General features: G+C 40.6%; 14 protein-coding genes. All 14 read left to right on the top strand.

The window, feature by feature from the left end:
- Positions 1-57 precede the first annotated feature (57 nt).
- The 14 genes from efp (at position 58) to KK060_RS03615 (ending at position 18,689) form a co-directional block, all read left to right on the top strand.
- The gene (gene efp, locus KK060_RS03550; protein WP_254152210.1) at positions 58-624 is read left to right on the top strand and encodes an elongation factor P; all 567 of its coding nucleotides are present in this window, start codon (positions 58-60) and stop codon (positions 622-624) included.
- Between the two features lie 105 nt (positions 625-729).
- The gene (accB, locus tag KK060_RS03555; RefSeq protein WP_254152445.1) at positions 730-1,218 is read left to right on the top strand and encodes an acetyl-CoA carboxylase biotin carboxyl carrier protein; all 489 of its coding nucleotides are present in this window, start codon (positions 730-732) and stop codon (positions 1,216-1,218) included.
- Positions 1,219-1,318: 100 nt separating this feature from the next.
- The gene (gene accC, locus KK060_RS03560; RefSeq protein WP_254152212.1) at positions 1,319-2,674 is read left to right on the top strand and encodes an acetyl-CoA carboxylase biotin carboxylase subunit; all 1,356 of its coding nucleotides are present in this window, start codon (positions 1,319-1,321) and stop codon (positions 2,672-2,674) included.
- A gap of 112 nt (positions 2,675-2,786) precedes the next feature.
- The gene (locus tag KK060_RS03565) at positions 2,787-4,427 is read left to right on the top strand and encodes a TldD/PmbA family protein (protein WP_254152213.1); all 1,641 of its coding nucleotides are present in this window, start codon (positions 2,787-2,789) and stop codon (positions 4,425-4,427) included.
- A gap of 19 nt (positions 4,428-4,446) precedes the next feature.
- Complete coding sequence (locus tag KK060_RS03570; RefSeq protein WP_254152215.1) at positions 4,447-6,090, top strand: TldD/PmbA family protein; 1,644 nt, start codon at positions 4,447-4,449, stop codon at positions 6,088-6,090.
- 26 nt (positions 6,091-6,116) lie between these two features.
- On the top strand, positions 6,117-7,457 hold the full coding sequence (locus tag KK060_RS03575) for a TldD/PmbA family protein (RefSeq protein ID WP_254152217.1): 1,341 nt from the start codon (positions 6,117-6,119) through the stop codon (positions 7,455-7,457).
- Positions 7,458-7,713: 256 nt separating this feature from the next.
- A complete protein-coding gene (locus tag KK060_RS03580) occupies positions 7,714-9,351 on the top strand; it encodes a TldD/PmbA family protein (protein ID WP_254152219.1) in 1,638 nt (545 codons plus the stop codon).
- A gap of 3 nt (positions 9,352-9,354) precedes the next feature.
- Positions 9,355-10,689 (top strand): TldD/PmbA family protein, encoded by a 1,335-nt coding sequence (locus KK060_RS03585; protein ID WP_254152220.1) that lies wholly within the window; start codon positions 9,355-9,357, stop codon positions 10,687-10,689.
- Positions 10,690-10,866: 177 nt separating this feature from the next.
- Positions 10,867-11,505, top strand: a complete 639-nt coding sequence (locus KK060_RS03590) for a DUF4159 domain-containing protein (protein ID WP_254152222.1) — start codon at positions 10,867-10,869, stop codon at positions 11,503-11,505.
- A 21-nt stretch (positions 11,506-11,526) separates the two neighbouring features.
- A complete protein-coding gene (locus KK060_RS03595) occupies positions 11,527-12,540 on the top strand; it encodes an AAA family ATPase (RefSeq protein WP_254152223.1) in 1,014 nt (337 codons plus the stop codon).
- A 3-nt stretch (positions 12,541-12,543) separates the two neighbouring features.
- Entirely contained in the window at positions 12,544-13,437 is an 894-nt protein-coding gene (locus KK060_RS03600; protein WP_254152225.1) for a DUF58 domain-containing protein, read from the top strand.
- On the top strand, positions 13,437-14,690 hold the full coding sequence (locus KK060_RS03605; RefSeq protein WP_254152226.1) for a BatA domain-containing protein: 1,254 nt from the start codon (positions 13,437-13,439) through the stop codon (positions 14,688-14,690). Before KK060_RS03600 ends, KK060_RS03605 begins: the two co-directional genes overlap by 1 nt.
- Entirely contained in the window at positions 14,687-16,948 is a 2,262-nt protein-coding gene (locus KK060_RS03610) for a DUF4175 family protein (protein ID WP_254152228.1), read from the top strand. The genes KK060_RS03605 and KK060_RS03610 overlap by 4 nt, the downstream gene beginning before the upstream one ends.
- Positions 16,941-18,689, top strand: coding sequence for a hypothetical protein (locus KK060_RS03615; protein WP_254152229.1), 1,749 nt, complete (start codon positions 16,941-16,943; stop codon positions 18,687-18,689). The genes KK060_RS03610 and KK060_RS03615 overlap by 8 nt, the downstream gene beginning before the upstream one ends.
- The last annotated feature ends 34 nt before the right edge of the window (positions 18,690-18,723 follow it).

The raw sequence follows: 18,723 nt of genomic DNA on the forward strand, positions 1-18,723 counted from the left end.
GTATTTCACAATTGTAATTTTTTGTTTGATTTGTAATTTAATTGACGTTTTTCACGTATGGCAACCATATCAGACCTAAGTAAAGGTAATTTTGTTCGCTACAATGGCGAGATTATGCAAATTGAAGAATTGCAACATCGCACGCCAGGAAACCTTCGCGCATTCTATCAGGTAAAGATGAGAAATGTGCGCAACGGTAAAGTAGCAGAAAACCGTTTTCGTCCTGGCGATGAAATAGAAATACTTCGTGTTGAAACAAAGGAATATCAATATCTGTATGCTGACGGTGAGAGCCTTGTTTGTATGGATAACGAAACTTTCGACCAGATCTACCTTGATAAAGCACTCCTCGGAGAATCAGTAAACTATATCAAAGAAGGTGTTACCCTTCTTATTGCTTTCGAAAATGGCGCTACAGCAATTACCGCCGAAGCACCATCTCACGTAGTACTCGAAGTACAATATACTGAACCTGGCTTACAAGGCGATACGGCAACACGCACCTTAAAACCAGCAACTATGGAAAATGGAACAGAAATCCGTGTTCCTCTTTTTGTTAACACCGGTGATAAAATAAAAGTTGATACACGAACAGGAGACTATATTGAACGTGTAAAACAATAATCGAACTGAATCATGAGCAAAGCCCGTACAACTAAGACAACTCCTAAAAAAGAAACAAAATCTCTTCGGATGCAATCTGATTCAGGATCATCAAACCAACCTGAAATGAAAACTACAGAAATCCGAGACCTAATCGACTTCATCTCTAAATCAGGACTTAATGAGGTGAATATCGAAACTAAAGAACTTAAACTTCACGTCAAGCGTGAACCAGATCAAAAAGTATTTAAATCAACTTCTGTAGTTGCTCCTGCAGCAACAACACCAGTTGTTGCCCCTCCTCCTGTAGCAAGCCAACCGCAGCCTCAAACTTCTGCTCCCAAGGTAGAAAGAGCTGAAACAAGCGGCAAAAAGACTGTTGAGATAAAGTCTCCTATGATCGGTACATTTTACCGCTCTTCATCTCCTGATAACCCTCCATTCGTATCTGTTGGTGACAAAATCTCTAAAGGCCAGACAGTTTGCATCATTGAAGCAATGAAGCTTTTCAATGAGATTGAAGCTGAAGTATCTGGAACTATTGTAAAAGTAATGGCAGAAAACGCAACACCGGTTGAATACGATCAGGTGCTGTTTGTTGTAGAACCTGAATAATCATTTCGAAGTCTTAAAAATGCTGATGCCATTCCGGTAACAAACTGAAATGGTCCTCAGGATTAAAACATCCGGGATTTCGAAACCTGAAATTAAAACTATGTTTAAAAAAATATTAATTGCCAATCGTGGGGAAATCGCGCTTCGTATTATTCGAACATGCCGCGAGATGGGTATTAAAACAGTAGCCGTATATTCTACAGCAGACCGTGATAGCCTTCACGTGCGCTTTGCTGATGAAGCTGTTTGTATTGGTGATGCTCCAAGCAAAGATTCTTATTTAAATATTCCTCGTATCATATCTGCTGCAGAAATTACAAATGCAGATGCAATACATCCGGGTTATGGATTCTTGTCAGAACGTGCAGAATTCTCTGCCATCTGTCACGAATATGGAATAAAGTTTATCGGGCCAACGCCTGCAATGATTCAATCCATGGGCGATAAGTCTACTGCAAAGGACACCATGAAGAAGGCTGGTGTTCCTACCATCCCTGGCTCAGATGGTCTCCTTAGCTCTATAGAAGAAGGTCAATCACTAGCCCGTGAAATCGGCTATCCTGTTATTATAAAAGCTACAGCAGGTGGTGGTGGAAAAGGAATGCGTATCATCAACAATGATAGCGAGTTCAAAAAAGCTTGGGATGATGCAAAACGAGAGGCAGGTGCTGCCTTTGGTAATGATGGTTTATACCTTGAGAAGTTTGTTGAAGAACCAAGGCATATAGAAATCCAGGTTGTTGGCGATCAGTACGGAAAAGTATGTCACCTTTCTGAACGCGATTGTTCTATACAACGCAGGCATCAAAAGCTAGTGGAAGAAACCCCCTCTCCTATTATTAGCCAGGAGCTTCGTGAGAAGATGGGAGAAGCTGCAATCAAAGGTGCGAAAGCAATCAACTACGAAGGTGCAGGAACAATTGAATTTCTAGTTGACAAGCATGGAAAGTTCTACTTCATGGAAATGAACACTCGTATCCAGGTAGAGCATCCAATTACAGAAGAAGTTACTGATTACGATCTTATTAAAGAACAGATTAAAGTGGCTGCGGGAGTACCTATTTCAGGCACTAACTATTTCCCTAATTTATACGCTATGGAATGCCGTATAAATGCAGAGGATCCATCAAATGGATTTAGACCATCACCTGGAAAGATCACTAATCTTCATATACCAGGAGGTCATGGTGTTCGTGTTGATAGCCATGTGTATGCCGGTTATACAATCCCTCCGAATTATGATTCCATGATCGCGAAACTAATTGTGAGCGGACAATCAAGGGAAGATGTTATAACAAGAATGAAACGTGCGCTTCAGGAATTCGTTATTGAAGGTATCAAAACCACAATTCCGTTCCATATTAAGTTAATGGATAACCCAACCTTCCGTTCTGGAAAGTTTACTACGAAGTTTTTAGAGACATCGTTCGACTTCTCAACATTGTCTGAAAAATAGGCAGGCTATTACCACTCATATAAAACTCATCGAAAAAGGATACCGGAAAGGTATCCTTTTTTGCTTTTTCAATAAATTAGGCTTTGGGATAATATACCTAAACAATTAAACCGTGAAGAGAAGAGATTTTATTCAGCTTACAGGGCTAGGCTTGGGAGGAATGTTTTTACCTGCCCAGCTTATGGGAAAATCCGTTTCCGAACAAGTTTTATTAGAGCCCTTTCTTGATGTTCCTGCAAAAAAGAACCTTGCCGATGTTGCACTTAGTACAGCAAAATCATCAGGTGCAACTTATGCAGATATAAGAATCGGACGTTACCTTAATCAATTTATATCTACCCGAGAAAATAAAGTACAAGGCATAGAAAGCAGTGAGTCTTATGGATGTGGTGTTCGTGTTATCGCCAATGGAACATGGGGCTTTGCAGCAACGAACGAAGTTACAACTGAAGGCATAAAGAAGGCCGCGCAACGTGCTGTTGCCATTGCAAAGGCTAATGCTAAATTCCAGAAGGAACCTGTTAAACTTGCCCCAGTTCAAGGATATGGAGAAGTGAGTTGGAAAACTACAATTCAAAGAAATGCTTTCGAGATTCCCGTATCCGAAAAAGTTGATCTTCTATTGAACGCGAATGCAGCTGCGCTTCAAAATGGAGCAAGCTTTGTCAACTCAAATCTCTTCATGATTAACGAGCAAAAGTATTTTGCTTCAACTGAAGGCTCTTATATAGATCAGGATATCCACCGCATCTGGCCTACATTCACTGTGAGTGTTACTGATAAAGCTTCCGGTAAATTTAAATCCAGGCAAGCATTAAGTGCTCCTATGGGAATGGGATACGAATACATGATACCTAAGACTGAAGACAAGCAGTGGGCACCTCAAGGCATGGTGTTGTATCGCAACAGCTATGATATTGTTGAAGATGCCGCTACCGCGGCGAAGCAGGCGAAGGAAATGATCACTGCAAAATCAGTAGAACCAGGTAAGTATGATCTCGTGTTAGAACCTAATCATCTCGGTTTAACTATTCATGAATCTGTAGGCCACCCTCTTGAGCTCGACCGAATTCTTGGCTACGAAGCTAACTATGCAGGTACAAGCTTCGCTACATTAGATAAACTCAAGTCAGGCAACTTCAACTACGGAAGCAAAATTGTAAACATCTTTGCAGATAAAACACAACCCGGTTCACTTGGTGCTGTAGGTTATGATGACGAAGGAGTAAAGTCAAGACGTTGGGATCTTATCAAGGACGGTATTTTCGTTAATGTTCAGGCAATCCGCGACCAGGTGCATATCCTTGGTCAAAATGAATCACACGGATGCTGCTATGCACAAAGCTGGAGCGATGTTCAATTTCAACGCATGCCAAATGTATCTCTCGCACCAGGCAAAGATCCATACTCTGTGCAAGATATGATCAAAGATGTAGAGAAGGGAATATACATTGCAGGAAGAGGATCTTACTCTATCGATCAGCAGCGTTATAACTTCCAATTTGGAGGAACAGTTTTCTATGAGATAAAGAATGGCCAAATCACAGGTATGTTAAACGACGTAGCGTACCAATCAAACACTCAAGAGTTCTGGAATAGCTGTGTAAAGATTTGTGATGAACGTGACTATCGGCTATTTGGATCTTTCTTCGATGGAAAGGGTCAGCCATCGCAAGTAAGTGCAGTCTCTCATGGAAGTTCAACAGCTCGTTTTAACGGAGTGAATGTTATCAATACAGGCAGAACAATATAACCTAACCTAAAACCAATACATGAAACGCAGAGACTTTATCCAACTGGCCGGCTTGGGTGCTGGCGCTATGATGATGCCTGCAATTCCTTCCTTCTCCAACCCAGTGGAGATAGAAAGAATTCTTGATCCGATAATGGATGTAACGCAGAAGAAACAATTGGCTGATATTGCGCTTAATACAGCTAAGTCTTTGGGTGCTACTTATGCTGACGTTCGCATAGGTCGTTACCTCAATCAGTTTGTAACTACACGGGAAAAGAAAGTTCAAAACATCCTAAACACAGAGTCCTTTGGTGTAGGTGTACGTGTAATCGCCAACGGTACTTGGGGCTTTGGAGCCAGTAACCAGGTTACACCAGAAGGAATTAAAAAAGCAACGCAAAGTGCAATCGCTATTGCAAAGGCAAACTCAAAATTCCAGAAAGAACCAGTTAAGCTAGCGCCTAACCCTTCCTACGGTGAGGTAAGCTGGAAAACTCCTATTAAGAAAAATGGGTTCGAAGTATCTATTAAAGACAAGGTAGATCTTTTGCTTAATGCAAATTCAAAAGCCATGGAAAAAGGAGCAAGCTTTGTAAATAGCATCATGTTCCTTGTTAACGAACAGAAATATTTTGCCAACACAGAAGGCTCTTATATCGATCAGGATATTCACAGAACCTGGCCTAACTTCTCTGTAACAATGGTTGACCGTCAATCAGGTCAATTCAAAAACAGATCTGCCTTTAGTGCGCCTGTGGGTATGGGATATGAATACCTTGATGGCAGGCCTGAAGACAAGATTCAGGGACCTGGAGGTATTATTCTCTACAATAATTCCTATGATATTGTTGAAGATGCCACCATGGCTGCAGAACAAGCTAAGCAAATGATTGCCGCTAAGTCTGTAGAGCCAGGAAAGTACGACCTCGTACTCGAACCTTCTCACATGTGGTTAACTATTCATGAGTCAGTAGGCCATCCTACTGAGCTTGATAGGGTTTTAGGTTATGAAGCTAACTATGCAGGAACAAGTTTCCTTACACTAGACAAGTGGGAGTCCAAAAACTTTCAGTTCGGTAACAAGGTTGTAAATTTTGTTGCTGATAAAACGCAACCAGGTTCTCTTGGCGCTGTTGGTTATGATGATGAAGGCGTTAAGTGTAAATCCTGGGATCTTATTAAGGATGGCGTTCTTGTTAACTATCAGGCTATTCGTGATCAGGTAAGTATCCTTAAACAAAAGGAATCACACGGATGTTGTTATTCACAAAGCTGGAGTGATGTACAGTTCCAACGTATGGCCAATGTCTCTTTACAACCAGGAAAAACTCAACTTACTCCCGAACAAATGATTTCGGGTGTAGATAAAGGTATTTACATTGTCAAAGATGGTTCATTCTCTATTGATCAGCAACGATATAATTTTCAGTTTGGTGGAGTGCTGTTCTTCGAAATTAAGAATGGAAAAATAGCAGGTATGCTTAAGGATGTTGCCTATCAGGCGAACACGCAAGAATTCTGGAATTCGTGCGTAGCGATATGCGACGAACGCGACTACAGATTGAACGGAGCTTTTAACGATGGTAAGGGTCAACCAAGCCAATCCAATGCTGTATCACACGGATCAGCAACTACACGTTTCAACGGAATCAATGTGATCAATACGGGAAGAACAATTTAATCCTCAACAAAGAAAACAAATCAACTATGGCTATACTTTCTAAAGAAGAAGCTAAGAGAATCCTGGAAAAGGTAATCAGCTTTTCAAAGGCAGATGGTATCGAAGCAAATTTAAATGGAGCTGATAACGGAAATATTCGCTATGCAAGAAATAGTGTTAGCACTTCCGGAGAAGACAGTAATATAAGTCTTGCTGTTCAATCTTATTTTGGCAAAAAATCTGGTTCTGCTACTATTAACGAATTCGATGATGCTTCACTTGAAAAGGTTGTAAGACGCGCTGAAGAGCTAGCAAGACTTGCTCCTGAGAATCCTGAATTCATGGAGCCTCTTCCTCAGCAGACATATGGTGAATCAAAAACATGGTCTGAATCAACAGCAAAAATTACTCCTGATTATCGGGCACAAGCGGCGGCTGACAGTATCAATCCTGCGTCTAAAAAAGACATCACAGCGGCAGGGTATCTTGAGGATAGCAGGAACTTTGCAGCCATGATGAATAGCAAAGGACTTTATGCATATAACCAATCGACCGGCGTGGACTTTACAGTTACTATGCGTAGTAACGATGGTACAGGATCTGGTTGGGTTGCCAGAAATTTCAACGACGTCAGCAAACTTAATACGTCTGAGGCTTCAGCGATTGCCATTGATAAAGCATTGATGTCAAGAAATGCAAAGGCAATTGAACCAGGAAAGTATACGGTAATTCTGGAGCCTTCTGCCGCAGGTGACCTGATCAACCTGATGCTTTCCAATATGAATGCACGCCAGGCTGATGAAGGCAGAAGCTACTTGTCGAAAAAAGGTGGTGGCACTAAGCTGGGAGAAAAGATAGTAGACGAGCGGATCAACATCTACACTGATCCATCACATGAAGAGGTACCTGCCTCTCCCTGGATGGGCAATGGTTTGGCCAGAAAGAAAATGGACCTTATTAAAGGCGGTGTAGTAAAGAACCTTATTTACGATCGTTACTGGGCTTCACAGAAGAATGTTGAAGCTGTACCTTTTCCCGGCAATCGAATTATTGAAGGAGGAACAGCTTCTCTGGAAGATATGATCAAGGATACAAAAAAAGGTATTCTGGTAACACGCTTCTGGTATATTCGTCCCGTTGACCCGCAAACATTGTTATACACTGGTTTGACAAGAGATGGAACTTTCTACATCGAGAACGGAAAGATTAAGCACCCTATCAAAAATTTCAGGTTCAATGAAAGTCCTGTTATTATGCTTAACAACCTTGAACAGTTAGGCAAACAAATGAGGGTGAGCACAGGTGGTTTTGGTGGTGGCGGAAGCTCTCTAATTCCTTATATGAAGATAAGAGACTTTACCTTCACCAGTCTATCTGATGCAGTTTAGAACTTATAAATTTTAACTAGTACTTAAATGCCATGATTTTCTCATGGCATTTTTTTATATGCATTTGTTTCTCCCCCATCTTCCGGGATTTATTTACGATTAAACGATTGCATCATTGTTACACGTGAGAATGCTACTTACAAACTATTGTATAGCTGCATGAAAAATGCTAAATATGTTAATCCATTATCTGCTCAGATAATGGATTAACGTTATACAGTACCTTACATAGAACATCTAACTAAAACATAACCCTTTGAAACGAAGAGACTTTATTTACCTCACTGGCTTAGGCACGGCCGCCGCCCTTATGCCAGGAATTCCTGTAGTAGGCAAACCTATTGCATTGGAACAAACCCTTGAAGGAGTTGATCCTGCCAAGAAAAAACAAATGGCTGATGTTGCATTAAATGCAGCACGATCGGCAGGGGCTACTTATACCGATGTACGCATCGGGCGATACCTTAATCAATACGTAATTACGCGTGAAGACAAAGTTGAAAACATTGTCAATACAGAATCCTACGGAATGGGTATTCGTGTTATTGCTAATGGAAGCTGGGGATTTGCAGCAACAGACAACCTTGATAATGATAGTATCGCAAAAACAGCAGCACTAGCAGTGACCATTGCAAAAGAGAACTCTAAGATTTTAACTGAACCTGTTCAACTTGCGCCACAGAAAGGTTATGGTGAAGTAACATGGAAAGCACCGATTGAAAAGAACGCTTTTGAAGTACCTATTAAAGAGAAGGTAGATCTTCTGCTTGCTGTGAATGATGCTGCCATGAAAGGCGGCGCTGATTACATTAACTCCTACCTATTTCTTGTAAACGAGCAAAAGTATTTCGCTTCTACTGATGGGTCGTATATTGACCAGGATATCCACAGAATCTGGCCTACCTTCTTTATTACAAAGATCGACAAGCAAAGCGGAAAGTTTGAAACTAGAAATGCCTTGAGTGCCCCTATGGGAATGGGCTACGAATATCTTAACGCGAGGCCTCAGGATAAAATAAAGGGTATAACAACACTTTATAAAGGAAGATATGACATGCTTGAAGATGCGAGATTAGGTGCGCAACAAGCAGGTGAAAAATTAACAGCAAAATCAGTAGAACCTGGCAAGTATGACCTCATCCTCGATCCTTCCCATCTATGGCTTACAATACATGAATCGGTGGGCCACCCTTCAGAGCTGGATCGTGTACTTGGCTATGAAGCGAACTTTGCCGGAACAAGCTTTCTAACATTGGATAAGTGGGAGTCAAAGAAGTTTAATTTTGGAAACAAGAACGTAAATATCGTAGCCGATAAGACTCAGGTTGGATCACTAGGTGCAGTGGGTTACGATGATGAGGGCGTTCAGTGCAAAGAGTGGGATGTTGTAAAGGATGGTATCTTGGTGAACTACCAGGCTATCCGTGACCAGGCTCACATTCTGGGATTAAAGGAGTCTCAGGGATGTTGCTATGCAGATAACTGGAGCAGTGTTCAGTTTCAACGTATGGCAAACATTTCCTTACGGCCTGGCAAAGAAAAGAAGAGTATCGATGACCTTATCCGGAACGTTAAAAAGGGGATTTATATTATAGGGGATGGCTCCTTCTCCATTGACCAACAACGTTACAACTTCCAGTTTGGCGGACAACTCTACTACGAAATCAAAGATGGAAAAATAGCAGGCATGCTTAAGGATGTTGCATATCAGTCAAACACGCAGGAGTTCTGGAATTCATGTGCAGGTATTGCAGATCAAAGTGATTATCGGTTAGGAGGATCTTTCTTTGACGGAAAGGGCCAGCCTCCTCAAAGCAGTGCTGTGTCTCATGGCTCTTCAACTGCTCATTTTACTGGAGTTAATGTTATTAATACATCAAGAAACATCGGATAACCTATGCCTATATTTTCGAAAGAAGAAGCACAAGCTTTGTTGAAAAAAGTCTTATCCTATTCAAAGGCGGATGAATGTGAAGTAAACTTATCAGCATCAGATAATAGCAATATAAGATACGCCCGTAACGCTGTTTCAACCAGTGGCAAAGTGAGCCAAAAAAGTCTGGCGGTATCATCAGCTTTTGGAAAGAAACTTGGAGTAGCTACAATTAATGAGTTTGACGATGCTTCATTAGAAAAAGTTGTAAGACGATCTGAGGAGCTTGCACGGCTTGCTCCGGAGAATCCGGAATTTGTATCGTTTTTGGGTCCTCAGCAATATGCAGAAGCTAAAACCTTTATTCCAGCAACTGCAGCTATCACACCACAACAAAGAGCAGAGTTTGTCGCACAGAGTATTAACGTAGCAAAAGCCCAAAAGGCTGTGGCCGCAGGTTTTCTTGAAGATAATGCAGGCTTCTCAGCCATGATGAATTCAAAGGGCCTTTTTGCGTATGGTACTTCCTCCAATGTGAATTTTTCCGTAACAGTTCGCACTGAAGACGGAAAGGGATCAGGGTATGCAACGCGTGGCTATAACGACGTTACCAAGCTTGATACCAAAGCTGCAACTCAGATAGCTACCGACAAGGGTGTTAAATCAGCTACTGCAAAAGCTATAGAGCCAGGCAAATATACCGTAATACTTGAGCCCGCTGCGTCTGCTGTACTATTGGAAAGAATTCTTTTTGGTCTTGATGCTCGCCAAGCAGACGAAGGAAGGAGTTTTCTCAGCAAGCCGGGAGGACAAACACGTTTAGGCGAAAAACTAATGGACGAACGTGTCAACATCTATTCAGATCCTTCTCATCCTGAACTTCCTACAAGCACCTGGAGTGGCGATGGCAGGCCTCAGGAGAAGATAAGTTGGATTGAGAAAGGTGTAATTAAGAACTTAAGTTATTCCAGATACTGGGCACAAAAGAAAGGTGTCAAAGCTGTGCCTGGACCAGATGCTTTTGTTATGGAAGGAGGTAGTGCCTCTCTTGAAGATCTTATCAGAAGCACAAAGAAAGGTATTCTTGTAACAAGGCTTTGGTACATCCGCGACGTTGATCCTCAGACCTTGTTACTAACCGGTTTAACAAGAGACGGAACCTTCTATATTGAGAATGGAAAAATACAATTTCCAATCAAAAACTTCCGCTTTAATGAAAGTCCGGTAATAATGCTTAACAATGTTGAAGAACTTGGTAAGCCTGAACGTACCGTGAGTGTAGAGTCGAATCAAAATTACCTGATTCCACCTATGAAGATCAGAGACTTTACCTTTACGAGTTTATCAGATGCTGTTTAAGGTTTAGTAACTAATAATAGAAAATGTCTTAAGAAGCCCTGGTTGAACCGGGGCTTTCTTATTTAATTTTTTAATTGTTTAAAGCGTAAACGAATGCAGGCGAACGGCTAATAAAAATTAACCTGAGTTTCTTCCGCTTATATAATTCATTGATTTCATTGCTGATAAAATATTATTATGCATGAAATTGCAAGTATGCCTGATAATAAATTCTTCTTCACACGCCTTCAATACGAATCCGGCGATTGGGATGTAGATCAGCGCATGCCTTCCAATCTGCTTAACTCATTGATCGAGTATACAACCTTAAAAGTAGATACAAAGGAAAATGTAGTCTCCCTATCAAGTAACGATATCTTTCGCTGTCCCTTTTGTTATCTAAGTGGTCATAAGCTGGTAGAGTTCACAGCGCAGGAAAGAGCAAACTTTGAAAAGTATGTACGCAATGGAGGTTTCGTGTTTGTTGATGACTGTAACCATGATATTGATGGACTCTTTGCAAAATCCTTTGAGTCGCAGATGGAAAGAATTTTTGGAGCCGATCAATTAAAAAAAATACCTAACAATCACCCCTTATATTCGATCTTCTTCAGCTTTGACGGCCCTCCTACTACGTCTCAGGAACTCAACGGATGGGGAGACGATATTGTACATGACTATTTAAAAGCTATTGAGATCAATGGCCGGATGGGCGTACTTTACAGCAACAAAGATTACGGATGCGAGTGGGATTATGATTTCAGGAACAAGAGATTTTATAAAATAGATAACACACGCTTTAGTGTAAACATTGTGATGTACGCACTAATGCGATAAAAGAATTAGTACAAATATATTATGGCACAAGATTTAAAAGCCGTTGAACAATCTGTAGAGGAGATCATCCAAAAACTGAATGCCCTTAAGCAGGAGATCAGAAAAGTAATCATTGGTCAGGAAGAAACAATAGACCAACTTCTTATTACGTTTCTGGCCGGGGGACATGCTTTACTCGAAGGAGTTCCCGGACTGGCTAAAACGCTGATGATAAGAACTCTTTCTGAAGCAATTGATCTCAAGTTCAGACGTATTCAATTTACACCTGATCTTATGCCTTCTGACATTATTGGTACAGAAATATTGGAAGAAGATCACGGTACCGGAAAAAGGATTTTCAAGTTTAACAAAGGGCCTTTATTTGCAAACATTGTTCTAGCAGATGAAATAAACAGAACCTCTCCAAAAACACAGTCCGCTTTGCTTGAAGCCATGCAGGAGTTTGAAGTTACTTATGGAGGTGTCACTTATCCGCTTGATCGGCCTTTCTTTATCCTTGCTACACAGAATCCAATTGAACAAGCGGGTACCTTTCCACTGCCCGAAGCTCAGTTGGATCGGTTCCTTCTTTACATCAAGATTAACTATCCTACGGCAGAAGAAGAACGTGTAGTACTTGAAAGTACTACAGGTAGAAAAACTACATCCATTCAAAAAGTTATTGACGGTGCAAAGATAAAAGAAGCACAGTCGTTGGTACGGGAAGTACATATCAGTCCGGATCTGATTTCCGCTGTTACAGAAATCATTCGTTCTACAAGACCCGATCAAACCAATATAAAAATGGTTAAGGATGCTGTAAGATGGGGAGCAGGGCCGCGTGCGGGCCAGGCTATGATTTTAACTGCTAAAGCCAGGGCTATACTAAAAGGAAGATTTGCGGTAACCTTTGAAGATATCCAAACGGTAGCTATACCTGTTTTACGTCATAGAATTTTAATGAATTTTAAGGCAGAGGCTGAAGGAATTAAATCTGATGATGTAACGAAACATCTTATTGAACAAGTTGCCTCAAGCAAAAAGCACCTACTCTAGTTTATGGATGCGCGATTAAAAGATATTCTTAAACCGGAAGTGGTCAATACCGTCAATGGTCTTGAGCTGATCGCGCGTATTATAGTAGAAGGCTTTATGAGTGGTGGAAACAAAAGCCAGAGTATTGGAATCGGTCAGGAGTTCAGCCAATACAGAAATTACGAACCTGGTGATGACCTCAGGCAGCTGGATTGGAAAATGTATGCCCGATCAGAACGCTACTTTATTAAGCAAGCAGAGATTGAAACTAATATTACCGTCAAGTTTTTTATTGACGCCAGCAAATCGATGGCTCACGAAGAAGATGGCATAAGCAAACTTCACTTTACCAAAGTAATCACAGCAGGCTTAGCTTACCTTGCCCGCAAGCAAGGAGATACATTTGGTTTGTATACTGTAAATGACAACGTTACTCTGACAACAGAGCCACGACCTGAACACCAGCAATTCATAAGGTTTCTTCATCATCTTGTAGAGCTACAGGCTGAGGGCAAGTGGATAAAACAAAACGCAGAGCAACTATTTAATCACCACGGCAAAGAGCTTATTGTTTTTATTTCTGACCTCTATGATGAGGAACAAGATATATTGAATTTTATATCAAGATTAAAAACAGTACGTAACGAAGTAGTTGTGTTTCATCTTCTGGGCAAACATGAATTGAATCTTGATTACCAAGGATCTTTCGCGTTTAAAGACCTAGAAACAGATACGATTGTAAAGGTTGATACGCTTGTGCAGCGTAAGCAGTATGTACAGCGTGTTCAGGATTGGATTGACAAGCTAAAGCTTGCTTTCCTCGACAAAGGTATACACTACCATTTAACCTCAGCAAGCGATCCTGTAGAAGAAGTATTGCGTAATTTTTTAAAGGGTCGTAAAGTTTTAGCAGGCTGATGCATTTCTTAAATTCCATATGGCTGTGGGGCCTGGCAGGTTTAATCGTTCCGATTACGATTCATTTACTGAGCCGTAAAGAAGGCAGAACTATTTTAGTCGGCAGTATCAGACACCTTCACGATTCGGCCACTGCACAATTCAGAAGTATAAAACTAAACGAACGTCCCTTACTCCTGCTTCGTTGCTTACTGCTTGCCCTTATCGTTTTATTTCTAGCAGGGCTATCCTTAAACAAGAAACAAAAAACCAGACAGCAGTGGCTTGTTATTGAAAAAGGTATTGAACAAAGTCAGGAATACAAGTCCATCGCAGATAAGGTCACCCAAAATGGGTTTGAAGTGAGGTACCTCTCGGACAATTTTCCTCTGCTAGGCGATAGCGCCTCCATTTCATCTTCAATAAATTATTGGCAATTAACTGAGCAACTTTCTCTAAAAGGCATAGATTCAGTTATTGTCCTGAGTTATAACTACTACAAGAATTTTAGAGGCGAAAGGGTCACTAATCCCAATATCCATTGGATTACGACACAACCTTTCCCGCAACAGGTTATTGTAAAACAAGTATCCATTAGCAACGATTCTATATGGACGAGAAGAGGAGATTTCACGTCGACGTTCAGTGAATTGAATTCTGACACACGGACTCACACCCCTTTAGATAGAATAGAAAGTGCTGACACAATATCCGTAGCAATAGTTACAGGCAAGGAGTATATCTATGATAGTAAAGTATTGAATGCTCTCATTAAGTCTGTTAAAGCTGTGTTGCCTCACACGCTTGTTATATCGAATAGCACTGATGACAATTTCCGATACAACAACCAAAGTTGGTTAATTTGGTTTAGCAACAAGCAGATGCCTGAAATCAGTGGTAGTCATCAACGTGTAGGGCTTCGGGAATGTCCTATCCTGAAAGGAGAACTCATAACAAAACGTCATTCCATTACTGGATGTGATAGTAACAACGCATTTGATTGGATAATAACTTCACGGTTAAATGAAGAAGTAGCATTAAGGGAAAACTTTGCCTCTACCCTTGCCTCATTAATTACTTCAAATAAAAATACGGATACGCATAAGTACGATAAAAGGATAATGGCTGAAGCATCGACGTGGTCTCAACAACCAGGAGCTTCAACAATTGGTATTAAGCAAAAAACAGAAGGCGATCTTAATGAACTTTTGGTGGTTTTTATTTTTATCAACTTTGTAGTTGAACGGTGGCTAGCTTTTAAAAGGAATCAATGAGCGATAGCAAATTATATATCGGCCAATTAAAGAGAAAATACGTAGCGCTTAAAGGGGGCGAAGTATTGCTTTGGTCTATAGCTGCAGCTTCCCTTGTATACGGCATTACAAATTATTTCACAGATGATGTTACGCTAAAAGCACTGCTCACTGTGCTGGGAGGCATTTCCGTATTGATGATTCGGGTGATTCAACTTCAATTATTACACATTAATGACAGCCGTATAATAAGCTATATCAATAATCGGTATGCAGTATTGGAAGAAAGCGCAGACTTGTTATTAAAACCTAATAACACACTTACTTTACTTCAACTGATACAGAAAGAAAGAGTAAGTGCCAGGCTTATGGAAATCTATCCTGCTATTAAAATTCCTAACCGCCTGAGACAATCGCTACTGTTAGCTGTTATTTCTATAGCCATAACTTTTGGTCTTACCTCGTTCAAATTATCAACTGGTAACAACTTGGCTACAGACGATGAGCAGCATGCAAGTAAGGCGTTGCCTCAGCAGCCCCTTCCTGCAAACATCAAAAACATTGAAATCCGGATAGCTCCCCCTGCTTACATGAACCAGAAAGATATTGTCACTTCCAATCCTTCCCTTGAAATTCCGGAAGGAAGTACTGTAACCTGGAGTATTCAGTTTAATGATGAGATACAGGATGGCTGGATTGTTTTGACAGGAGATTCAATAAAGATGTCGAAACAAAAGCAATACGTTACCAAAAAAAGTTTTATCAGCTCAACATTTTATCAGGTTGTATGGAGAAGTGAAAACGAACTTAAAGCATCGGACTTTTATAAGATTGAAATTACGTCCGATAAAGCGCCCGAAATAGCAATTCACAATCTTCCACAGTTTAATGAATTTGAATACGGCAATAAACTGAACTTGGCAGTTAACTCAACTATTGTAGACGACTACGGTTTACAAAATGCGTATATCATTGCAACGGTAAGTAAAGGCAGCGGAGAGTCCGTTAAGTTTAGGGAAGAGAGATTAAAGTTCACAAGTCCTAAAGCAATTGCAGGCAAGAGCGTGCAAGCTTCAACAGTTATAGATCTTCTTAAGTTAGGCATGGAACCTGGTGATGAACTGTATTTCTATGTAGAAGCATTAGACAATAAAGTTCCATCACCGAACCGGGCACGAACTGAAACGTTTTTTGTCCTGCTTCAGGATACAACGAAGGAAGAAGTATCAATAGAAGGTGGTTTAGGTGTTGATCTGATGCCAGAGTATTTCAGAAGTCAAAGGCAAATTATTATTGATTCAGAAAAACTGTTAAAAGAAAAAAGAAGTATATCAAAGCAAGAATTTAATAGTCGAAGCAACGAACTTGGCTATGACCAAAAAGTACTCAGGTTAAAGTATGGCGAATTTCTGGGAGAAGAATTTGAGTCAGGTATTGGTCCTGCAGAATCACTGCCTACAGAGGAAGACGATCATGATCATGAAGAAGAAGATATAACTAAAAAGTACGGCCATGTACATGATACAGAAAATGAACACAATCTTGTACCTGAAAAGAAAGGTGAAACACACAGCCACTCCCATAACACAAAAGATGGTGAAGCCGATGAAAATCCGATGAATGCATTTCTTCATGTCCATGACGATCCAGAAGAAGCAACTTTCTTTTCGCAATCTATCCGTGCAAAGTTAAAGGCTGCTCTTACTGTGATGTGGGATGCAGAACTACATTTGCGCTTATACGATCCGGAGAAGTCTCTCCCCTATCAATACAAAGCATTGAAGCTATTAAAGGAGATCAGCAATGACTCACGCATCTACGTTCACAAAACTGGTTTTGATCCTCCTCCTATTAAAGAAGACAAGCGTCTGGCTGGAGATCTTTCTGAAATAAAAAGCTCCAGGGATAATAAAACTTTAAGTAAGAATGCAAGTTATCCGTCCATAAGAAAGGCACTGGTATTAACAGAAGCCCTTTTAAGTACGAAGGAAATGAAGATCACTGAAAATGATAAAGCACTTTTACTACAAGCAGGAACAACTTTATCTTCCCTGGCTTTGGCTAATCCAGGTCAATATCTTCGGGCACTATCATTAATTAAATCGATTAATGATAATGAAGTAGCACCGGAAAAACTGAGGTCATCGTTACAGGAAATCCAAAAAGATTTATGGAAAGCGTTTCCGAAGAATACAAGTTCACCGACTCAGCCTGCGCACGTTGTGCATGCGCTTAACCAATCGTTCATAAAAAATTTAGAAGCATCCAAAAATGAATGAGGTGATCTCGCTTAATCCTGTATTTCCCTTCTATACTACTTTACCAATACTACTGGTACTTGCAGTTCTTTTCATTTGGATAGAGATTAAAAAGAACCACAAATTTAAAACGATACGTATTGTTGCCGTAGCAGTAATGCTCTTTGCACTGTGGGGTATTATAAGCAGGCCAAATATATCTTATGAAACATCCACATCAGTCATACTTCTTACCCGTGATTATGACAAAAAGCAAGTTGACAGCGTGATTGAAAAGCTTTCCAATCCTGCTATCTACCATTTAGATGATGTGAAGCCTTATAGGAAGTCCGTACCTGTTAAGGGTCATCAACTAGCGTACATTCAAGAGAAGTTAAATTATGTTATTGGTAATGGTATACCTTTGGCAGTCCTTGATGGGCTGGATACACCAAATTTTGTATTCATCAGCGCTCCGGTTAGCAGCGGCATAACAAACCTTCATGTAGATAAGCCCGTTGTCGTTAACAGAGAAAGTACCGTAAGTGGTATTATAAACGATCCATCTGTTAACAAGATAGTTCTTAAAGGACCAGGAAGCAGAGAGGATTCTGTTGTAAACGACAAAGGCACTCAAACCTTCACTTTATCTTTTCGTCCTAAACAAGAAGGAAACTTTCTGTATACGCTGAGCACCTTTGACCGTGAGGGAAACCTAAGGGAGGAGAAAGTCCCGGTAACGGTAGAAAGAGAGGAACCCCTTAAGATCTTATTTATTCAGCACTTTCCTACTTTTGAGACACAATATCTGAAACAGTTTCTTGCAAAGAAGAACAGCATCGTTCTCCGCAATCAATTATCGAAGAATATATTTCGCTATGAGTATGTTAATCATACCAATGTTGTAATCAACAAGCTTACAGACAAAGTTCTTAGCGGATTTGACTTGCTCTTTATCGATACAGACTCTTATAAAGATCTGGCAGGCTCAGAAATAAGTGCGCTCAAGCAATCTTTACAGGAAGGCTTGGGAGTTATTTTGCTATTGAATGAAAGTCCTGATAAGATAAGGGGCATCAAAACGCTTCTTCCTGAATTTGCAGCAACAAAAACAGACACTGCTATTTTCAAGCTTACAGGCAACAAGAAAATTACCCTGCCGGTATGGCCTTTAGCACCCAAGCAGGATGATGCACTGAATAGCATTACCAAGTCAGGGACAAAGGTGTTTTCAGGATATAAATACCATGGGTTAGGAAGAGTTGGATTTCAACTGCTTCAGGAAACGTACAGAACTACTTTGGAAGGAGATTCAGCTACGTACAGCTTGTTATGGACTGAACTGCTTGAGAAGGTAAGCAGGAGAAAGGCAAAAGGTTACGAAACCATCTTCAAGACTTCTGAACCTTACTATCAAGACGAGCCCTTTTATTTTGATGTAATTGCGACTGATAGACCTGCTATTTTAATAGACAGTATCCCAGTTCCTCTCGCTGAAGATTTATACATTGACAACATCTGGCATGGCAAAGCGTGGGGCGGTAAAAGTGGATGGCATACCTTACTAGTAACAAATGATTCTACCGAGGTACCTTTTTATGTGCATGATGCAGGTAGCTGGGAGGCATGGAAGTCATCGCGTACTTGGCAAGAAAACAAGGCTATTGCTTCTGATACAGTTGAAGAACGAACGACGGAAGAAAAGAAACCGGTATCACCACTTATTTTCTACCTAGCTTTCCTTATTAGCGCTGGTTTTCTTTGGTTTGCACCTAAACTATAGTTTGATCATCAGAGAGATAAAAAGGAAAGGTTGT

It is taken from the genome of Chryseosolibacter indicum (genome assembly GCF_018598585.1).
Lineage (GTDB): Bacteria > Bacteroidota > Bacteroidia > Cytophagales > Cyclobacteriaceae > Chryseosolibacter > Chryseosolibacter indicus.